The organism is Pantoea sp. CFSAN033090, from assembly GCF_001264395.1.
GTDB classification, from domain to species: domain Bacteria; phylum Pseudomonadota; class Gammaproteobacteria; order Enterobacterales; family Enterobacteriaceae; genus Pantoea; species Pantoea agglomerans.
The window spans coordinates 164,369-182,488 of record NZ_LGYX01000013.1; the positions used below are offsets into that span (position 1 = coordinate 164,369).

Annotated in this window: 19 protein-coding genes; 13 read left to right on the top strand and 6 right to left on the bottom strand. The window is 56.8% G+C overall.

From position 1 onward, the window contains the following. The first annotated feature begins 153 nt into the window (after positions 1-153). Entirely contained in the window at positions 154-1,353 is a 1,200-nt protein-coding gene (locus tag AFL22_RS13740) for an MFS transporter (protein ID WP_052271633.1), read from the top strand. A gap of 88 nt (positions 1,354-1,441) precedes the next feature. After that, a complete protein-coding gene (glsB, locus tag AFL22_RS13745) occupies positions 1,442-2,362 on the top strand; it encodes a glutaminase B (protein ID WP_029519319.1) in 921 nt (306 codons plus the stop codon). Positions 2,363-2,500: 138 nt separating this feature from the next. Here the strand turns inward: glsB and AFL22_RS13750 are convergent, their stop codons facing one another. Then, a complete protein-coding gene (locus AFL22_RS13750) occupies positions 2,501-3,430 on the bottom strand; it encodes an Rpn family recombination-promoting nuclease/putative transposase (protein ID WP_052271620.1) in 930 nt (309 codons plus the stop codon). Positions 3,431-3,644: 214 nt separating this feature from the next. Next, positions 3,645-4,583, bottom strand: a complete 939-nt coding sequence (locus AFL22_RS13755; protein ID WP_052271621.1) for a D-2-hydroxyacid dehydrogenase — start codon at positions 4,581-4,583, stop codon at positions 3,645-3,647. A gap of 221 nt (positions 4,584-4,804) precedes the next feature. Here AFL22_RS13755 and AFL22_RS13760 point away from each other — a divergent pair, with 221 nt between their 5' ends. The 3 genes from AFL22_RS13760 to AFL22_RS13770 all read left to right on the top strand — a co-directional run bounded on the left by AFL22_RS13760 (position 4,805) and on the right by AFL22_RS13770 (position 7,804). Continuing rightward, positions 4,805-5,224: a DUF2946 domain-containing protein gene (locus tag AFL22_RS13760; protein WP_010247431.1), complete on the top strand. Its 420-nt coding sequence runs from the start codon at positions 4,805-4,807 to the stop codon at positions 5,222-5,224. Between the two features lie 45 nt (positions 5,225-5,269). Continuing rightward, complete coding sequence (locus AFL22_RS13765; protein ID WP_052271622.1) at positions 5,270-7,000, top strand: DUF2534 family protein; 1,731 nt, start codon at positions 5,270-5,272, stop codon at positions 6,998-7,000. A gap of 126 nt (positions 7,001-7,126) precedes the next feature. Continuing rightward, positions 7,127-7,804 carry a pirin family protein gene (locus AFL22_RS13770; protein WP_052271623.1) on the top strand — a complete coding sequence of 226 codons (678 nt, stop codon included), beginning with the start codon at positions 7,127-7,129 and terminating at the stop codon, positions 7,802-7,804. 45 nt (positions 7,805-7,849) lie between these two features. On the opposite strand, the gene AFL22_RS13775 is transcribed toward AFL22_RS13770, so the two are convergent. Then, the gene (locus tag AFL22_RS13775) at positions 7,850-8,077 is read right to left on the bottom strand and encodes a hypothetical protein (RefSeq protein WP_010247439.1); all 228 of its coding nucleotides are present in this window, start codon (positions 8,075-8,077) and stop codon (positions 7,850-7,852) included. A gap of 172 nt (positions 8,078-8,249) precedes the next feature. Here AFL22_RS13775 and AFL22_RS13780 point away from each other — a divergent pair, with 172 nt between their 5' ends. The 6 genes from AFL22_RS13780 (at position 8,250) to crtB (ending at position 14,760) form a co-directional block, all read left to right on the top strand. Further along, positions 8,250-8,780 carry a YtfJ family protein gene (locus tag AFL22_RS13780; RefSeq protein ID WP_010247442.1) on the top strand — a complete coding sequence of 177 codons (531 nt, stop codon included), beginning with the start codon at positions 8,250-8,252 and terminating at the stop codon, positions 8,778-8,780. 218 nt (positions 8,781-8,998) lie between these two features. Further along, a complete protein-coding gene (locus tag AFL22_RS13785) occupies positions 8,999-9,907 on the top strand; it encodes a polyprenyl synthetase family protein (protein WP_010247444.1) in 909 nt (302 codons plus the stop codon). Between the two features lie 9 nt (positions 9,908-9,916). After that, the gene (locus tag AFL22_RS13790) at positions 9,917-11,212 is read left to right on the top strand and encodes a glycosyltransferase (protein ID WP_052271624.1); all 1,296 of its coding nucleotides are present in this window, start codon (positions 9,917-9,919) and stop codon (positions 11,210-11,212) included. After that, positions 11,199-12,359 (top strand): lycopene beta-cyclase CrtY, encoded by a 1,161-nt coding sequence (gene crtY / locus AFL22_RS13795; protein WP_052271625.1) that lies wholly within the window; start codon positions 11,199-11,201, stop codon positions 12,357-12,359. Before AFL22_RS13790 ends, crtY begins: the two co-directional genes overlap by 14 nt. Continuing rightward, complete coding sequence (locus AFL22_RS13800; RefSeq protein ID WP_010670728.1) at positions 12,356-13,834, top strand: phytoene desaturase; 1,479 nt, start codon at positions 12,356-12,358, stop codon at positions 13,832-13,834. Before crtY ends, AFL22_RS13800 begins: the two co-directional genes overlap by 4 nt. Further along, positions 13,831-14,760 (top strand): 15-cis-phytoene synthase CrtB, encoded by a 930-nt coding sequence (crtB, locus tag AFL22_RS13805; protein WP_052271626.1) that lies wholly within the window; start codon positions 13,831-13,833, stop codon positions 14,758-14,760. Before AFL22_RS13800 ends, crtB begins: the two co-directional genes overlap by 4 nt. Here the strand turns inward: crtB and AFL22_RS13810 are convergent. After that, positions 14,699-15,226, bottom strand: coding sequence for a sterol desaturase family protein (locus AFL22_RS13810; RefSeq protein ID WP_052271627.1), 528 nt, complete (start codon positions 15,224-15,226; stop codon positions 14,699-14,701). The genes crtB and AFL22_RS13810 overlap by 62 nt on opposite strands. A gap of 148 nt (positions 15,227-15,374) precedes the next feature. Next, complete coding sequence (locus tag AFL22_RS13815; RefSeq protein WP_010247470.1) at positions 15,375-15,644, bottom strand: hypothetical protein; 270 nt, start codon at positions 15,642-15,644, stop codon at positions 15,375-15,377. Positions 15,645-15,961: 317 nt separating this feature from the next. On the opposite strand from AFL22_RS13815, the gene AFL22_RS13820 reads away from it, so the two are divergent. Together AFL22_RS13820 and AFL22_RS13825 are read left to right on the top strand one after the other, a co-directional pair. Next, entirely contained in the window at positions 15,962-16,504 is a 543-nt protein-coding gene (locus tag AFL22_RS13820) for a thioredoxin domain-containing protein (protein WP_010247473.1), read from the top strand. Between the two features lie 252 nt (positions 16,505-16,756). Continuing rightward, positions 16,757-17,170 (top strand): ASCH domain-containing protein, encoded by a 414-nt coding sequence (locus AFL22_RS13825; protein WP_010247476.1) that lies wholly within the window; start codon positions 16,757-16,759, stop codon positions 17,168-17,170. Positions 17,171-17,179: 9 nt separating this feature from the next. Here the strand turns inward: AFL22_RS13825 and AFL22_RS13830 are convergent. Further along, positions 17,180-18,120: HesA/MoeB/ThiF family protein (locus AFL22_RS13830; protein WP_072123924.1), on the bottom strand; the 941-nt coding region annotated here is incomplete at its 5' end.

An 18,120-nucleotide genomic window follows, 5' to 3' on the forward strand; every position in this document is an offset into this window, starting at 1 on the left:
CTGTGAGATCTCAATTACGCTATTTCATCGCATAACAAGGCTTTACACGCTGCTAACCGGTCAGTAAAGTAGCGCCCAGACATCAATTCTGATGCGTAAGCGTTAACGTCAACCAACGCCCCCGCAGCACTGCTGCATGTGATGATCCCTGCCATGATGCCTGTACAACACCCAGCTAAACCTCTCGCTGCGTATTCCAGCGCCACATTTTTTTTGTTCGTCCTGCTGCTGACCGCGGCTAATCTTCGTGCGCCCATTACTGTCATCGGCCCGGTACTACAGGATATCCGCCAGACCTTTGGCCTGAGTGTCGGTGAAGCAGGTCTGTTTAACTTTATTCCACTGATGCTGTTTGCCCTGCTCGCCCCACTGGCCGCCTGGCTGGGAAATCGCGTCGGGCTTGAGCGCAGTTTATGGGGCGCGCTATGCCTGATCACTGCCGGTTCGCTGTTGCGCTGGCTGCCTGCTGAAGCGGCGTTGTGGAGCGGAACGCTGTTGCTCAGCGCAGGTATTGCCGCCGCCAACGTGCTGCTGCCGCCACTGATTAAACGCGATTTCACCGCCCACACCGCTAAATATATTGGCCTTTATGCCGCCACCATGTCGATTACTGCCAGCCTGGCATCTGGCATTGCCGTTCCGCTGAGCCAGCTTTCAGCGGCAGGCTGGCGACTCTCGCTGGTTGTCTGGGCGCTACCGGGGCTGATTGCGCTACTCGTCTGGCTGCCGCTGTTACGTCAACGGCGTTCAACCGTAGCGCCCGCAGATGCGCCCGTTGCATATCGCCATCCGTGGCGAACGGCAGGCGGCTGGCAAATTGCACTGTTTATGGCGCTGCAATCGCTGGCGTTTTATACCCTGATTGACTGGTTTACGCTGTTTGCCCAGGATAACGGCTTCAGTCAGGCCCACGCAGGCTGGCTGCTGTTCTGGTATCAGGCAATTGCGATCGTCGCTAACCTGGGCTGCATGGTGGCGCTGAAGCGGGTAAAAGATGCCCGGCTTACCGCGTTTATTGCTTCATCAGGCATTTTCCTCGGCATGCTGGGCCTATTGCTCAATCCGCAGTGGGCCGTCATCTGGCTGACACTGGCCGGACTGGGCGCAGGCGCATCACTGGTGCTCTGCCTCTCACTGTTTAATCTGCGAGCCACTCATCACCGTCAGGCTTCACAGCTGTCGGGCATGGCACAGTGTGTCGGATATGCGCTGGCGGCACTCGGCCCTTTGTTCTTTGGCGTGCTCCATGAGCAGAGCGGTAACTGGACGCTGCCCTTCAGCCTGCTGGCAATGCTGAGCCTGTTACAGATGCTGCTGGCTCCGCTGGCAGCGCAGTCAAAACCCATTAGCTGAAAATGCGGCGGAGCCGTTAACAATAAATGACTCGCCGATCGCGGATGCTTAGCATCACGGGTCGGCGGGAATCGACGGGAGAATGTGCGTGTCTGAACTGAATAATGCTCTGCTGCAGGAGATCCTGGATCAGGTGCGTCCGCTGATCCATCAGGGAAAGGTGGCTGACTATATCCCTGCGCTGGCGGATGTGGCTGCCGATCATCTGGCAATAGCGGTTTGCCTGCGTGATGGCACCCTCTTTCAGGCGGGCGATGCTGAGACGCGCTTTTCGATTCAGTCGATCTCCAAGGCGCTTTCTCTGACCGTAGCACTGACCCGCTATGAGGACAGCGAAATCTGGCAGCGGGTCGGCAAAGAGCCTTCTGGCCAGCCATTTAATTCATTGGTTCAGCTGGAGCTGGAACAGGGCAAGCCGCGTAATCCGTTTATTAATGCCGGTGCGCTGGTGATTTGCGATCTGCTGGAAACCCGACTGACCGCCCCGCGTCAGCGAATGCTGGAAATTGTGCGCCAGCTGAGTCAGCAGTCCGATATCAATTATGATCGCCACGTTGCCCGCTCTGAGTTCGAACATTCGGCCCGCAATGCAGCGATCGCCTGGCTGATGAAGTCGTTTGGAAATTTCGACAACGATGTCACCAGCGTGATGCAGACCTATTTCCACTACTGTTCCCTGTCGATGAACTGCGTTGAGCTGGCCCGCACGTTTATCTATCTGGCGAATCAGGGCAAAACGCTGGATGGCAGCCAGATGATTACTCCACGTCAGGCGCGGCAAATTAACGCACTGATGATCACCAGCGGGATGTACGACGGCGCTGGCGAATTCGCGTGGAGAGTCGGGATGCCCGCAAAATCGGGCGTGGGTGGCGGGATTATTGCCATCATCCCAGGTGAGATGAGCATTGCCGTCTGGTCGCCTGGGCTGGATAGCGCGGGCAATTCTCTGGCCGGTACCGCTGTGCTGGAATTGCTGACCGAGAAGCTGGGGCGATCGATATTCTGAGTCTGAGCGCGCAAGTGACAGGCTCGCTGTGGTGAAATGCGGCGGGATTCCCATGATTTCGGGAAGCTGATTTTGCATTTTCCGTGTAGTCCGCTGGCGATTTGAGTCGTCAGCGATAATCAGAACTCAAAAAACTAATTAGTGCGAAATCTGCGCCAGATCGTCTTCATTCAGACCAGTCATCCGCATAACGGTATTGCGATCCATGCCACTCTTCAGCATGGTTCGGGCAATTCTGAGGCTTGCTCCACGACTACCTTCTGTCCGTCCCTGTTCAATACCCTGTTCAATGCCTTTCTCAAGCCCTATCTGCTCAAGCTGTTGTGCGATAGTCATAAGTGCGTTCTCGTGTTGGGGCACACGCTGTGCCAGCTCCCGTACAAAGGCTTTGGCGTCCGATGTTTCACCCGCCTGTACAATGTAGTGTACCAGCGTTATCACCTGTGATGAAGAGTGATAACCAGCCTGCAAAATGGTTACCAGCCGGTCCATCATTTCAGCCAGATCACGCTGCCGGATATGCTTCTGCAACAGGGTCAGAGCCGCCATGCTGCGATGTTGCATGATCTCATCGTCAGGAATCACCGTGACATCGACCAGCGGAAAACTGCGGCTGTAAAGCCTGTCCGCCAGCGCCGGGTCGTCGAACTCATCCAGCCACCGGGTCGAATAGGGATAGGGAGTGCGTCTGCCAGTGTAAAACAGTACGGGAATTACCAGCGGCAACCGCTTATGCCCTGCTTCAAGATGGCGTTGCATGGCAGCCACTGCATAACGCATCAGCCGAAATGCCATATGTTTGTCTGGCACAGACTGATGCTCAATGAGTACATGGATATATCCATCGCCAGCGGTTGTTTTAAGACTGTAAAGCACGTCGCTGAAGTACTGCCGGAGGTCATCCTCGACAAACGACCCCGACTCCAGTTTCAGCGTGCTGAGATCACAGCATATGCGCAGCTCTGGCGGCAAATGCAGCTCCATGAAATCCCGGGCAATATCCGGCTGAGTCAGAAATAGCCGGAATGTGGCATCATGAGGCACAGGCGTGCTGTTCTTCTTTTTCACTGGCCAGAATCCTTTCTGTTCCTGAAGCGCTTACATCGGCTGATTCAGCCAGTAAAAGGCGCTAATTCCTGTAGCGCACGAACGTTTAAAGTCCTGATGGAAATAACGAAATTAATACCCTGATGACTAAACCGCGTAAAAGGCTTTTCCTGAAATCTACGAGGTTGCTCTGAATATCAACCCCTGTCGGGCATTAAAAACTATTCCATCTGACTCAGCTCACCACATTAATTGGCTCGCCCTGAATAAAGGCCGCGATATTGGCCATCATGCCAGCCACCAGATTCTCCACGCCGCTGCGACTTGCCCAGGCGATGTGCGGTGTCAGCAGCAGCGTTGGCAGATCCGCCAGCAGCGGATTATCCGGAGCGGGCGGCTCGCTGCTCAGCACATCCAGCGCCGCACCACCAATCTGCCCCTGCTTTAACGCGGCAGCAAGATCGGCTTCGTTAATCAGTCCGCCACGAGCCGTGTTTATCAGCAGCGCCTGTGGCTGCATTTTATCCAGCGCCTCGCGATCAATCATCTGGCGGGTGCTGTCACTCAGCGGGCAGTGCAGCGAAATGATGTCGCTGGTCGCCAGCATCTGCTCAAAGCTGACATAACCGTCACGCACCCTTTCACTGCCTTTTCGCTCGGCGTACTGCACCTGCATTCCCAGCGCCTGGGCCAGCCTGCCGACCGCCTGGCCGATGTCGCCTTTACCCGCGATGCCCAGCGTGGCACCGCCAATATCCCCTATCGGCTGATGATGCACACAAAAGTGCTTAGCCTGGGGCCAGTCGATGCGGGTATTGCTGGCATAAGCCATCAGCTGACGGCGCAGGGCAAAAATCGCGGCTATCACCGCCTCTGAAACGCTCTGAGTTGAATAGCCTGGAACATTACTGACCACGATGCCGCGTGCGCGGCAGGCATCAAGATCGATACAGTCATAGCCCGTCGCTGCGACACAGATAAAACGCAGTTCAGGCAGTTGTTGCAGTGTGTCAGCCCGCAACGGCACCTTATTGGTTATAGCGACCGTTGCGCCCGCCAGCGAAGACACAATGCCTTCAGCCGGAGTCTGCACGCGCATCTCCCAGTCAGCCTGCTGTTGACCGGTCGGCAGGGGTACCGGCAGCGTGTCACCATCCAGCATTACAATTTTCATTTTTTATTCCTTCATCAGGTTTGGTTAAACCGCAGGCGAATGATTAATGTTATTTGTATGTGCACCGCGAGTAACAACTAAGTTAAATGATGCTGAAATTAAAGTGAAAATGTTCAAAGAGTGCGAAATTTTTCGGAACAAATGCCACTTTATTTAACTCTTTTATTCCCTTCGCGTTACACTGCCGCCCTGAATTCTGACCTCATACGACCGTTGAAATCATGCCGGGATCTTCACTCAGACAACGACTCACCGCCGGTATTGCGATACTGGCCGTGCTGCTGTTGTTTGTTGCACCGATGATCTCAAAGAATCTCGCTGAACATCATGCCAGGATGCAAGGCGCTTCGATCATGAGCGCAGAGATGCCGATGATGGATCATCACAGCGAGATGTCGATGGCTGATCACGGGATGATGATGGGCCCGGGCTTTGCCTGTGGCTACTGCGATCTGCTGGTGCATGTTCCGCTGATGCTCTGGGTTTTTATCCCGTTTATCTGGTGGATGTGCCTGATCAGCCGCGCCCCGCCGCCAGCGGCTATCAATCCACCCCAATGGCAACGGCTGTTGCGTCTTCATCGACCGCGCGCGCCACCCTTTATCGCGTCACACTCACTGCTTACTAATCCGATTGCGTGACAACGTCACCTGATCGTCTTTGTCTTTTGAAAAGTGTGGAATGCTATGTCCTCTTCTCAGGAAATGTCCCCTGCACCGCGCGGCACGGTGTTTAATCTCTTTCGCCGCCTGCATTTTTATATCGGCCTGTTTATTGCGCCGTTTATTTTTGTCGCGGCACTCACCGGCACGCTCTACGTTCTGACGCCGCAACTGGAACAGGCTATCTACCATGATGCCCTGACCACCGATGCCCAGGGTGAGGCCCAACCGTTGTCCGCCCAGATTGCCGCTGCGCGAGCCCGTGCCGGTGAATCAGCACGCATTTACGCTGTGCGTCCGGCACCCGGCCGGCAGGATACGACCCGCGTGCAGTTTGCCGAGCCACAGCTTGGCCCATCGGAATCACGATCGCTGTTTATTGATCCCTACACCCTGCAGGTGAAAGGCGATATGACGGTGTATGGCACCAGCGGTGTGCTGCCGCTGCGCATGTGGCTGGATCAGCTGCATCGCGGCCTGTTGCTGGGTGATTTTGGCCGAAACTACAGTGAACTGGCAGCCTCCTGGCTGTGGGTCGCTGCGCTGGGTGGGATTGTCTTATGGTCCGGCACCCGGCCGCCGCGCACCCGCAGTAAAGCACGGAGCGGCTTCGCGGCAACCCGTCACTGGCATGTCACTCTGGGGCTGCTTCTGGCAATCGGACTGGTGTTCTTTTCAGTAACCGGGCTGACCTGGTCACAGTGGGCGGGCAATAATATTGAAAAGATGCGCAGCGACTTTGGCTGGAAAACGCCGCAGGTTAATACCGCGCTAAACGGTAACGCGCCCGCTGAAGCCGCCGATCCCCATGCTGACCATCGCGGTGCGATGGAAGGGATGACGATGTCCGGAATGACCATGCCGGCCAAAACCGCTGCGCCTGTGATTCTCAATCAGCCGGATGCCAGCTGGGATCAGGCGCTGGCAGCGGCGCGTCAGGCCGGACTGCACGCGGCGAAACTGGAACTACGTCAGCCTAAGAACGCTGAACAGGCGTGGACGGTTTCGGAGATTGACCGCAGCTGGCCAAGCCAGGTCGATGCGGTTTCAATTAATCCGACTGATTTTAGCGTGGTCGACCGCGTTGAGTTTGCCAGCTTCCCGCTGGTGGCGAAACTGACCCGCTGGGGCGTGGATGCGCATATGGGCGTGCTGTTTGGCCTGCCTAATCAGCTAATTCTGGCGCTGTCTGGCTTTGGACTCTGCACAATGATTGTGCTGGGCTACCGCATGTGGTGGATTCGTCGCCCGGCTGTTCCGCAGCTCAACCCCTCACAGACGCTGTTATCCGCCTGGCTGGCGCTGCCGCGCTATGCGCAGGGCACCAGCCTGATAGTGATGCTGGCGCTGGGATATGCCCTGCCCGTTATGGGAATCAGCCTGGTGGTGCTGGTGCTGCTGGATATTCAGCGCTGGCGCAGCGCACAGCGCGCCGCGGTCGTCCGCGTGGATGTCGCTCCGGACAAGCAGTCACCGCTGGCCATCGTCCAGTCGCGTTTTGCCGGGAAGCGCAAAGAGATGCGCTATTTTCTGCGCAGCGTGACGGTGCTGGCGCTGATTGTCATTACGGTGATGGCGAATGCGATGATTGGCGGAGTGATTGATCAGTATCAGATCCCCTTCAGTCACTGGTCGCTGACCATGTATATCACCCAGGCGATGATGATCCTGCTCTACTCCACGGTCTTTACCGGGCTGTTGTCGATTCCACTCTGGTATTTCTTCCTCGGTGAGAGCGACGAACAGGGCAAGTAAGCTGGCAAGACGCCGAACATTCTATTATTCAAAATAACTGACGAAGCCGGGCAAAACTCCCGGCTTCTCATTCTCCGCCTGAGGTCTATGATCGTTGTTATGAGTCACTTTATTTGAGAGCAAATCATGAACATTGTGCGAGCTAATCCTGAACAACTGTTTGAGTACGGTCCTTTTACCGTCCGTCGCCAGCGTCCTGGCGAGGCGTTAAGCCCGCTGATCAGTGTTGATCTGATGTCGCTAAAACTCGATGCCCGTATTCCGATGCAGCAGCATCAGGATGAAGAAGTTTTCACCTACCTGTGGCGTGGTTCGATGCAGCATCAGGACAGTAATGGCGAACGTACCCAGCTCTCTGCAAAACGCGTGATGGTGGTGAACGCGGGTGATGGCGTTCAATACGAAGAGTCGGTGCCGTTATATGAAGCGGAGCTGTTACAGGCGGTTATCCGACCGGCACTTCGGGGCGGTGAAGCGATGACCCAGGTGCTGGAGCGCGATCAGGGCATTATGACCAATGGCTGGACCGAACTGGCCGGGCCGGAAGAGTCTGATGCGCCGCTGGAACTGCGCCAGGAAGTCTACATCTTCGACACACTGCTTGAGCGCAACCATACGCTGGACGTGCCGTCGATGCCGGGCTTTGTCGCTTATCTCACCGTGCTTGAAGGGATTATTCGCGTCGGCGATCAGCGATTGGGTCGAGGTGATGCCGTCAGCGGGCTGGATTCCAGCATTGAGATCGTGGGCGAGCGGGATGCCAATCTGGTCTGCTTCCTGGTAAAGCCCGATAATTTTGCATAAAAAAGCGCGGGAACTTTCCCGCGCTCACGTCTTGTTTAACGCAGATTAAAGCGTGCTCCGTTGCTGCATCGCCTGAACCCGTTTATAGGCATGATCGAACTGACGTACATCATCGCGAAGCCAGTGGCGTTGCGTCAGCGGAGCATCATCCAGCGCCTGCGGCAGCGGCACACCCGCCAGCGATCCCCGGCAGCAAAAGGCGCGCGCCAGCGTTGGGGTGGCAATGCCGATATAACGGGCAAATTCAGGTAATGTCATCAATGCTGTACTCATTTCCCACCTCCTGTAAACACAATCTCCCCTGCATTTTCAGGCCAAATCCTGAATGCTTTTATTGATCTGAAACATAGATGTGGTACTAATCTTCTGCCTGCTAATGAGAGCGTTCACCGCGTCTGACGCAAACCGAGAAAGAAGTGAGGAACCCGTGCGCCATTATGGATTGATGATTGCCCTGCTGTTTTCCGGCTTTGCCACCGCTCACACCCTGACCCCTGGTCAGCCTGTACCACCTGTCTTCGTTGCCGATAAAGGCGAAATGGTGCTGAATCAGGGCGACATAAATTATCAGCGCTGGAACAGTCAGACGCTGACCGGAAAAGTGCGTCTGGTGATTCATGTGGCGGGTCGTCTCTCAGCGAAGGATCAGAGTGCACGATTAATCGAAGCCATTCAGCAGGCCAGCTTGCCGCGTGACCGTTTTCAGACCACCACCATCGTGAATACTGACGATGCGCTGCCTGGCAGTGCCATTTTTGTGGTGCGCAGCATCGCTTCCAGTAAAAAAGCGGCACCGTGGCAGCAATTCATTATCGACAGCAGTGGCGTAACCGCGCACAGCTGGCATCTTAAGCCGGAAAGCGCGTCCGTGGTGGTGATTGATCCGGCAGGCATTGTGCGCTTTGCTAAAGATGGCGCATTATCTGCGGAGGATGTCGCCAGCGTGATGAAACAGCTGCGCGCATTACTGGGTTAAATCACGCATAATGCCCGTCCGGCTATCGCCGCAAAACGCGGAAGGCTGCTGAATTCTCCGACATTTTTATTATCGTGAACTACTCTTAGTTGTAATGGATTAACCCGCCGTTCTTTGAAAACCTGCCAACTATGCTATGGCAGTCGGGGACGATTATTGAAGATGGCATCGAATCATTCGACCTGCTGTGACTTCCTCTGTAGATAAGGACAGCCATGATGACGGTCTGTGCAGAACAACACGTCAATTTCATACACAGCGATGCAGCCAGCCTGTTGAACGACATTGAGCAACGGCTTGATCAGCTTTTACCGGTTGAAAGCGAACGTGACTTAGTGGGCGCTGCCATGCGCGACGGTGCGCTGGCACCAGGAAAGCGTATCCGTCCACTGCTGTTGTTGCTGGCAGCGCGCGATCTGGGCTGCAACGCCACGCCTGCCGGCCTGCTCGATCTCGCCTGCGCGGTAGAGATGGTGCATGCCGCATCACTGATTCTGGATGACATGCCCTGCATGGATGATGCGCAACTGCGTCGCGGACGTCCGACCATTCATTGCCAGTATGGTGAACATGTCGCGATTCTGGCCGCGGTGGCCCTGCTGAGTAAGGCATTCGGCGTGGTTGCTGCGGCAGAAGGCTTAACGGCAACCGCCAGAGCCGACGCTGTGGCAGAATTATCCCACGCAGTCGGCATGCAGGGGCTGGTACAGGGGCAGTTTAAGGATCTCTCCGAAGGTGACAAGCCACGCAGTGCTGACGCCATTCTGATGACCAATCACTATAAAACCAGCACCCTGTTCTGCGCCTCCATGCAGATGGCCTCTATCGTGGCTGAAGCCTCAGGTGAAGCCCGCGAACAGCTGCACCGTTTTTCGCTTAATCTTGGTCAGGCTTTCCAGCTACTGGACGATCTCACTGACGGCATGGCCGACACCGGTAAAGATGCCCATCAGGATGACGGGAAATCAACGCTGGTGAATCTGCTGGGACCACAGGCGGTTGAAACGCGACTGCGCGATCATCTGCGCTGCGCCAGCGAGCATCTGTTATCGGCCTGCCAGGACGGTTATGCCACACACCATTTTGTTCAGGCCTGGTTTGAGAAAAAACTCGCTGCCGTCAGTTAAGGATGCTGCATGAGCCACTTTGCGGTCATTGCACCGCCCTTCTATAGCCATGTGCAGGCGCTTCAGCACCTTAGCCAGGCCTTAATCGCACGCGGACACCAGATCACTTTCATCCAGCAGACGGACGTTAGCGCGCTACTCACCGATAGCCGTATCGGCTTTTTCCCGCTGGGTTTAGCCTCGCATCCGGCGGGCAGTCTGGCACACACCCTGCAACTGGCGGCGCATCCTCTCGGCCCCTCAATGCTGAAACTGATCAATGAGATGGCCCGCAGCACCGATATGCTCTGTCGTGAACTGCCCGTGGTGCTGAGCACCCTGGCGATTGATGGCGTGATCGTCGATCAGATGGAGCCTGCCGGTGCACTGGCGGCAGAAGCGCTGAACCTGCCTTATGTTTCGGTTGCCTGTGCGCTGCCACTTAACCGTGAAGCGGATTTCCCGCTGGCCGTGATGCCGTTTCACTATGCCAGGACCGATCAGGCGCGCGAACGCTATCGCACCAGTGAAAAAATCTATGACTGGCTGATGCGACGTCACGATCGGGTGATCGCCCGCAACGCTCATGCGATGGGATTAGCACCACGGGAAAAACTGCATCACTGTTTTTCACCGCTGGCGCAGATCAGCCAGCTGATTCCGGAACTGGATTTTCCCCGCCAGGCGTTGCCCGATCATTTCCATTCGGTTGGCCCGCTGCGTACCACTGAACCGGCACCCGCCGAGGCGCAGCCTCGCTACTTCCCGCATGGCGACAGACCGCGCATTTTTGCTTCCCTCGGCACGCTGCAGGGACATCGCTACGGCCTGTTTAAAACCATCGTCCGCGCCTGCCAGGAGATCGACGCTCAGTTATTGCTGGCGCATTGCGGTCGGTTGTCACCTTTCCAGGCGGAGAAACTGGCGCAGGCCAGCCATGTTCAGGTGGTCGATTTTGCCGACCAGGCGGCTGCACTGGCGCAGGCCGATCTTGCCATTACGCACGGCGGCATGAATACGGTGCTGGATGGGATTAACCACCTGACGCCGCTGCTGACGATCCCGCTGGCCTTTGATCAGCCGGGTGTGGCTGCCAGAGTGGTCTGGCACGGTATCGGACGTCGCGCCTCACGCTTTACCACCAGCCACTCCATGGCGCGTCAGCTCCAGACCTTACTGGCTGATGAAAGCTACGTTCAGCAGATGAAAACGCTGCGTAGCGCACTTCGTCAGGCGGGCGGAACCACCCTGGCGGCGGACATCGTCGAACAGGCGATGCTGACCCGCCAGCCGGTGCTCACCAGGAGACACTATGCCGCGGTATGATCTGATTCTGGTGGGTGCGGGACTGGCCAACGGGCTGATCGCCCTGCGCCTGAGACAGCAGCGGCCCTCCCTGCGCATTCTGCTGATTGACGCCGAACGTGAACCGGGTGCCAATCACACCTGGTCGTTTCATGCGGAAGATCTCACCGAAACGCAGCATCGCTGGATCGCTCCGCTGGTAGTACATCACTGGCCTGGCTATGAGGTCCGCTTTCCCCAACGCAGTCGCAGTCTGAACAGTGGCTATTTTTGCGTGACTGCGGAGCGCTTCGCGCAGGTCATCCGCGACAGGTTTGCGCCGGATCTGCTGCTGAATACCTGGGTTGCGGGCATCGCTTCACGCACGGTTACGCTGGACGATGGCCGGGTGCTGGAGAGTGACGCAGTGATTGATGGCCGTGGCTACCAGCCCGATGCCGCGCTGCGCATGGGCTTCCAGTCGTTTGTCGGACAGGAGTGGCAGCTCAGCGAGCCACATGGACTGACCGCGCCGATCATCATGGATGCCACGGTAGATCAGCAGGCAGGCTATCGCTTTGTCTACAGCCTGCCCTTTTCTGCAGACACCCTGCTGATTGAAGATACCCACTACATTGATAACGCCACGCTGGAAGGCGATCGCGCCCGTCAGAATATCCGCGACTATGCCGCGCAGCAGGGGTGGCGATTAGACCGGCTGCTACGCGAAGAGCAAGGCGCGTTGCCCATTACGCTGACCGGCGACGTGGCCGCCTTCTGGCAGAAACGCGATTTGCCCTGCAGCGGTTTGCGTGCCGGGTTATTCCATCCGACTACCGGCTATTCTCTGCCGCTGGCGGTCGCGCTGGCTGACCGGCTGGCGCAGATGCAGACGTTTACCTCTGAGACCCTGCACGCCACCATTCAGCAATTCGCCAGTCAGGCCTGGCAGCAACAGCGCTTCTTCCGCATGCTGAACCGTATGCTGTTTCTGGCGGGTCCGGCTGACCAGCGCTGGCAGGTTATGCAACGTTTTTACGGCCTTCCCGAAGGTCTGATCGCCCGTTTTTATGCGGGAAAACTCACTTTGCCTGATCGGCTGCGCATCTTAAGCGGCAAGCCCCCGGTCCCCGTTCTGGCGGCGTTACAGGCTATTATGACTCCTCACCGTCAACAGGCGATGCAATGAATAGAACTACAGTAATTGGCGCAGGCTTTGGTGGTCTGGCCCTGGCCATTCGCCTTCAGGCGTCAGGCGTTCCCACCCGACTGCTGGAGCAGCGTGACAAGCCTGGCGGCCGGGCTTATGTCTATCAGGATCAGGGCTTCACGTTTGATGCCGGCCCCACGGTAATCACCGATCCCAGCGCCATTGAAGAGCTGTTCACCCTCGCGGGTAAAAAGCTCTCTGACTATGTCGAGCTGATGCCGGTGAAGCCGTTTTATCGCCTCTGCTGGGAGTCCGGCAAGGTGTTCAGTTATGACAACGATCAGCCCGCGCTGGAAGCGCAGATTGCCGCGTTTAATCCGCGTGACGTTGAAGGATATCGTCGCTTTCTGGCCTATTCCCGAGCGGTGTTTGCTGAAGGCTATCTGAAGCTTGGCACCGTGCCGTTTCTGTCATTCCGCGACATGCTGCGGGCCGCGCCTCAGCTGGCAAAACTTCAGGCATGGCGCAGCGTTTACAGCAAAGTGGCGAGCTACATTGAAGATGAGCATCTGCGTCAGGCCTTCTCTTTCCACTCACTGCTGGTGGGCGGAAATCCGTTTGCCACTTCCTCAATCTATACCCTGATTCATGCGCTGGAACGTGAATGGGGCGTCTGGTTCCCGCGCGGTGGCACGGGCGCGCTGGTGCAGGGCATGGTGAAACTGTTTGAAGATCTGGGCGGCGAAGTGGAGCTCAATGCCAGCGTTGCCCGGCTGGAGACCCAGGAAAACAGGATTACCGCGGTACACCTGAAAGATGGCCGGGTCTTCCCAACCCGCGCGGTTGCCTCCAACGCAGATGTGGTTCACACCTACCGCGAACTGCTGAGCCAGCATCCCGCTTCGCAGGCGCAGGGACGATCACTGCAAAACAAACGCATGAGCAACTCACTGTTTGTGATCTATTTTGGCCTGAATCATCATCACGATCAGCTGGCGCACCACACGGTCTGCTTTGGTCCGCGCTATCGTGAGTTGATTGATGAGATCTTTAACAAAGATGGCCTGGCAGAGGACTTCTCGCTCTATCTGCATGCGCCCTGCGTGACCGATCCCTCACTGGCACCGGAAGGCTGCGGCAGCTACTACGTGCTGGCGCCTGTACCGCACCTCGGCACCGCCGATATCGACTGGGCCGTTGAAGGTCCGCGCCTGCGCGATCGCATTTTTGACTATCTGGAACAGCACTATATGCCGGGCCTGCGGAGCCAGTTGGTCACGCATCGCATCTTCACGCCGTTTGATTTCCGCGATGAGCTGAATGCGTATCAGGGTTCGGCCTTCTCAGTGGAGCCGATCCTGACGCAAAGCGCCTGGTTCCGGCCTCACAACCGCGATAAAAATATTAATAATCTCTATCTGGTCGGTGCAGGCACGCATCCTGGCGCGGGTATTCCAGGCGTAATTGGCTCGGCCAAGGCTACCGCAGGATTGATGCTGGAGGATCTGGCTTGAATAGTCCGTCACTGCTCGATCATGCCGTAGACACCATGGAGGTGGGATCGAAAAGCTTTGCCACCGCGTCAAAACTGTTTGATGCCAAAACCCGACGCAGCGTGCTGATGCTCTACGCCTGGTGCCGTCACTGTGATGATGTGATTGACGATCAGGTCCTGGGATTCAGCAACGATACGCCATCGCTGCAATCCGCCGAACAGCGCCTGGCGCAGCTGGAGATGAAAACGCGTCAGGCCTATGCCGGATCCCAGATGCATGAGCCCGCCTTTGCGGCCTTTCAGGAGGTGGCAATGGCACACGATATTCTGCCTGCTTACGCTTTTGATCATCTGGCGGGCTTTGCGATGGACGTGCATGAGACACGCTATCAGACGCTGGATGATACGCTGCGTTACTGTTACCACGTCGCGGGAGTGGTTGGCCTGATGATGGCGCAGATTATGGGCGTACGCGACAACGCCACGCTGGATCGCGCCTGCGATCTCGGTCTGGCGTTTCAGCTGACCAATATTGCGCGCGATATCGTTGAAGATGCTGAAGCGGGACGCTGCTATCTGCCCGCTGCGTGGCTGGCTGAAGAGGGGCTGACCGGAGAGAATCTCGCCGATCCGCAAAATCGCCAGGCACTCAGCCACGTCGCCCGTCGGCTGGTGGAAACAGCGGAGCCCTATTATCGATCGGCGTCGGCTGGCCTGCCGGGTTTACCGCTGCGTTCAGCGTGGGCGATTGCTACCGCGCAGCAGGTCTATCGTAAAATCGGTATGAAGGTGGTTCAGGCGGGTTCACAGGCGTGGGAGCAACGCCAGTCCACCAGCACGCCAGAGAAACTGGCACTGCTGGTGGCGGCATCGGGTCAGGCGGTTACTTCCCGGGTGGCGCGTCACGCTCCACGCTCCGCTGACCTCTGGCAGCGCCCCGTTTAACGCCATGACGTTCTCGCAGCGTCGCCTGCAGTTTTGACAGCGGCGGCGCGTAAAGAAAGCCAAACGAGACACAGCCCTCTTTGCCTCGTACCGCATGATGCATGCGGTGCGCCATGTAAAGCCTGCGTAAATAACCCCGGCGCGGAACATAGCGGAATGGCCAGCGCTGATGTACCAGGCCATCATGCACAATAAAATAGAGCAGGCCGTAGAGCGTCATACCCGCGCCGATCCACTGCAAGGGCCAGACACCCGTGCTGCCCAGATAAATGAGCAAAATCGACAGAGCGGCGAACACTACGGCATAGAGGTCATTAACCTCAAACCAGCCTTTATGCGGTTCATGATGTGACAGATGCCAGCCCCAACCCCAGCCATGCATAATGTATCTGTGCGCCAGTGCAGCCGTTATCTCCATTCCGATAACAGTGACCAGAACAATCAGGGCATTCCAAATCCACAACATAGTTTCTCCCGAACATGCATCCTGCAAAGTGGCGCAGAGGTTCAATTTTAACAGAGATTGGGGAAAACAGTGTTCAGGAGAAAAATAAGGGAACACGCTGTTGAAGCTTGAGTGAGGACCATCCTGATGTTTGTGTAGGACGCAGCCTTTAAAGCAGATCGTGATTCAGCGGGGTGCGAAAAGCGTGGCGTGCCGCGGTCATTAACTGACTGGCTGTGACGGTCGTGGGTAATCGCATCAGAATTTTGCTGGCCTGCCAGTAACAGAGCAGCATGACCTCATCCTCCTCTTTTTCAGCCAGTTCATGCAGGCGGGCGCGCAGTGATAACACATCAATGGTCTGCTGCTCGTCAAGCATGTCAGAGATCGTCTGATTGATGACGTGATGGAGAGTTTTCCAGGTGAGATCGGTATGCAAAATTAACCTCTTCTAACGCTTATCAGCTCCGGGCAAACAAACAGCAGTGAAGCAGCTTAAATGGCTGCATCCTGCAAAAGATTGCACACTGCTGACAACTATAGCTGTTCGTGGGCGGCTACGCCGTGCCAGCAGTTGAAAATGCCAAAGTTGGCAATTCTAACGACTAATGGACCTGCCTGTCGCGTATTACACGCGACTCATCAGCTGATTGCTGTTTTTTGTAACAATTGCAGCTGATTCTTAACTGGCTGATGTCAGAGGGATTTGCCAGGGTAAACAGGTTTCCCGTCTCGTTAATGTTCAAGGAGTTGTCGATGAGTCAGCACGCTGATGTACTGGTATGGGGCCACGGCCCTGAGATCTTTGAAGTCTTTCTGGAACCCACCTGTCCTTTTTCGGTGCGCGCCTTCAATAAATTCGACGCGTTACTGGCGCACGCGGGTGAAGAGAACATCACCCTGAAGATCCGTCTGCAATCACAGCCGTGGCACCTCTATTCCGGGCTGATAGTGCGCTATATCCTTGCCGCCGCCTGCGAAAGTAAAGAGGCCGCGAAAAAGGTGATGCAGGCGGTGGCCGATCACCGTGAAGAGTTTGAGTTCACCGATCACTGTACCGGTCCGAACCGCGATGCCACGCCGAATCAAATCCTCGCCCGCCTGAAAGAGGTCAGCGGCGTAGATGCCAGCGCCGCGTTTGATCAGCCCGACCTGCAGAACGCCATTAAATGGCACTGCAAGTATGCCCGTCAGAACGGCATTCACGTTTCACCGACCTTTATGGTTAACGGTCTGGTACAGCCCGAAATCAGCAGCGGTGACGATATAGCGCACTGGGCAAGCTTTCTGATTCGTTAATCTTAGTGCGCGGCTGTGCCTGGCCGCGCCAGACTGAGTCTCTCCTTTGCGACCCTACTCACGCGCAAACTCAATATCCTGATAATTAAGCCTGTTTTCCCATGTGGAGGCCGGGTAAGCTGTACCGCTATCAACAGCAGACGGTGGGAATAAAGCCGCTGCTGTTGTTCATCTTAACGGCACCGCTGGCCTGCATGGCGATAACCTGACGTTACGCCGGGCCCGCACGCCTAATTCATTGAGGATTTGCTGATGACGATGACGCTGCAACAACTGCAGGACAAATATCCGGGTGCCTTCACAGATGCATTTGGTGACTCCCCGGAATTAGCCAGCGAGCTCGCAACGCTGATTATTGCCGGTAAGAAAGTGGCTACCTGCGGGTCGTTGCGGAGCTGGCAGGATCAGGAAGCATTGCCTCAACCGGGCGGTTACAGCATTGTTCTCAACGGCGAACAGCAGCCCGTCTGCGTGATCCGCACCACCGGCTTGTTCCTGACGCGCTTTGACCGCGTGACGCCCGAGATGGCGATGCTGGAGGGTGAAGGCGATCTGAGCCTCGACCACTGGCGTCAGGAACATCAGCGCTACTTCGAGCGTGAAGGCTATTTTCACAGCGAAATGGAGCTGATCTTCGAGACGTTCCAGCTGGTTGAGGTGGTCTAAACCGGCACGCTACAGGGTGTTTGCCGCCACCAGCGCAAGCCGCGCAATCCCCCGCGCGGCAAGGTTCTCAGCCGCCTGGGCTGCGCGCATGCCACTGGCACACACCAGTACCACACGCTGATTCACCGGCGGCTGCCAGGCCGCTATCTGCTGCGGCAGAATTCGCACCACCTGCTCGGCCACACTGACCGGTGCCTCTTCCAGGCTGCGCAACTCCACTATGCAATCATCCTCCATCAGCATGGCCCGATCGATAAAGGGCGTGCCGGGCGCGTCAGGTTCAGGTGCGTCATCAAAACGAAACTGCCTGATATGCCAGTCAACAAAGTCACAGTGGATCATGCAGCCGAGCGGCGATGGCGTCAGTTTTAACAATACGCTCAGCGCCATCTGCGCCTGCATTGCGCCCAGCGTCGCTACCGCCGGTCCCATTACGCCTGCCGTATTGCAGTTACCCGAGGCCGTGGGCAGCTGCGGGAACAGCGCGCGATAGCCAGGCGCACCGCCACAGAATCCGCCAACATAGCCTTTGCGTCCCAGCACCGAGGCGCAGATCAGCGGCAGGCCTGCCGGATAACAGGCATCGGAGAGCTGATAAGTAATAGCGAAGTTATCCGCCGCGTCCACCACCAGATCGATCCCCTCCAGCGCCTGCGGCAGTTGACTGGCGCTTAGCGCGTGAGGATGCGCCTCAACGCGACAGTCAGGATTGCGCTGCGCCAGCGCACGCTGAGCGCAAAATACTTTCTGCTGACCCACATCGTCGACGCCAAACAGCGTCTGCCGGTGGAGGTTGTGCAGTTCAACCCGATCGCCATCGTAAAGACGGATAAATCCCACACCCGCGCCTGCCAGTAACGGCAGCAGCGTTGCACTAAGCCCGCCCGCCCCCACCACCAGCCCCCTTGCCCTGCTCAGCCGCTGCGGCCCCGCTGTACCCATCTCAGGCA

Excerpts from the sequence above, each read along its gene's own strand:
- AFL22_RS13780 (WP_010247442.1), top strand. The coding sequence starts at position 8,250 with ATGATTGCCCTGCTGTTTTCCGGCTTTGCCACCGCTCACACCCTGACC.
- AFL22_RS13800 (WP_010670728.1), top strand. The coding sequence starts at position 12,356 with ATGAATAGAACTACAGTAATTGGCGCAGGCTTTGGTGGTCTGGCCCTG.
- AFL22_RS13760 (WP_010247431.1), top strand. The coding sequence starts at position 4,805 with ATGCCGGGATCTTCACTCAGACAACGACTCACCGCCGGTATTGCGATA.
- AFL22_RS13740 (WP_052271633.1), top strand. The coding sequence starts at position 154 with ATGATGCCTGTACAACACCCAGCTAAACCTCTCGCTGCGTATTCCAGC.
- AFL22_RS13810 (WP_052271627.1), bottom strand. The coding sequence starts at position 15,226 with ATGTTGTGGATTTGGAATGCCCTGATTGTTCTGGTCACTGTTATCGGA.
- AFL22_RS13775 (WP_010247439.1), bottom strand. The coding sequence starts at position 8,077 with ATGAGTACAGCATTGATGACATTACCTGAATTTGCCCGTTATATCGGC.
- AFL22_RS13820 (WP_010247473.1), top strand. The coding sequence starts at position 15,962 with ATGAGTCAGCACGCTGATGTACTGGTATGGGGCCACGGCCCTGAGATC.
- AFL22_RS13790 (WP_052271624.1), top strand. The coding sequence starts at position 9,917 with ATGAGCCACTTTGCGGTCATTGCACCGCCCTTCTATAGCCATGTGCAG.
- AFL22_RS13755 (WP_052271621.1), bottom strand. The coding sequence starts at position 4,583 with ATGAAAATTGTAATGCTGGATGGTGACACGCTGCCGGTACCCCTGCCG.
- crtY (WP_052271625.1), top strand. The coding sequence starts at position 11,199 with ATGCCGCGGTATGATCTGATTCTGGTGGGTGCGGGACTGGCCAACGGG.
- AFL22_RS13765 (WP_052271622.1), top strand. The coding sequence starts at position 5,270 with ATGTCCTCTTCTCAGGAAATGTCCCCTGCACCGCGCGGCACGGTGTTT.
- AFL22_RS13825 (WP_010247476.1), top strand. The coding sequence starts at position 16,757 with ATGACGATGACGCTGCAACAACTGCAGGACAAATATCCGGGTGCCTTC.
- AFL22_RS13785 (WP_010247444.1), top strand. The coding sequence starts at position 8,999 with ATGACGGTCTGTGCAGAACAACACGTCAATTTCATACACAGCGATGCA.
- AFL22_RS13770 (WP_052271623.1), top strand. The coding sequence starts at position 7,127 with ATGAACATTGTGCGAGCTAATCCTGAACAACTGTTTGAGTACGGTCCT.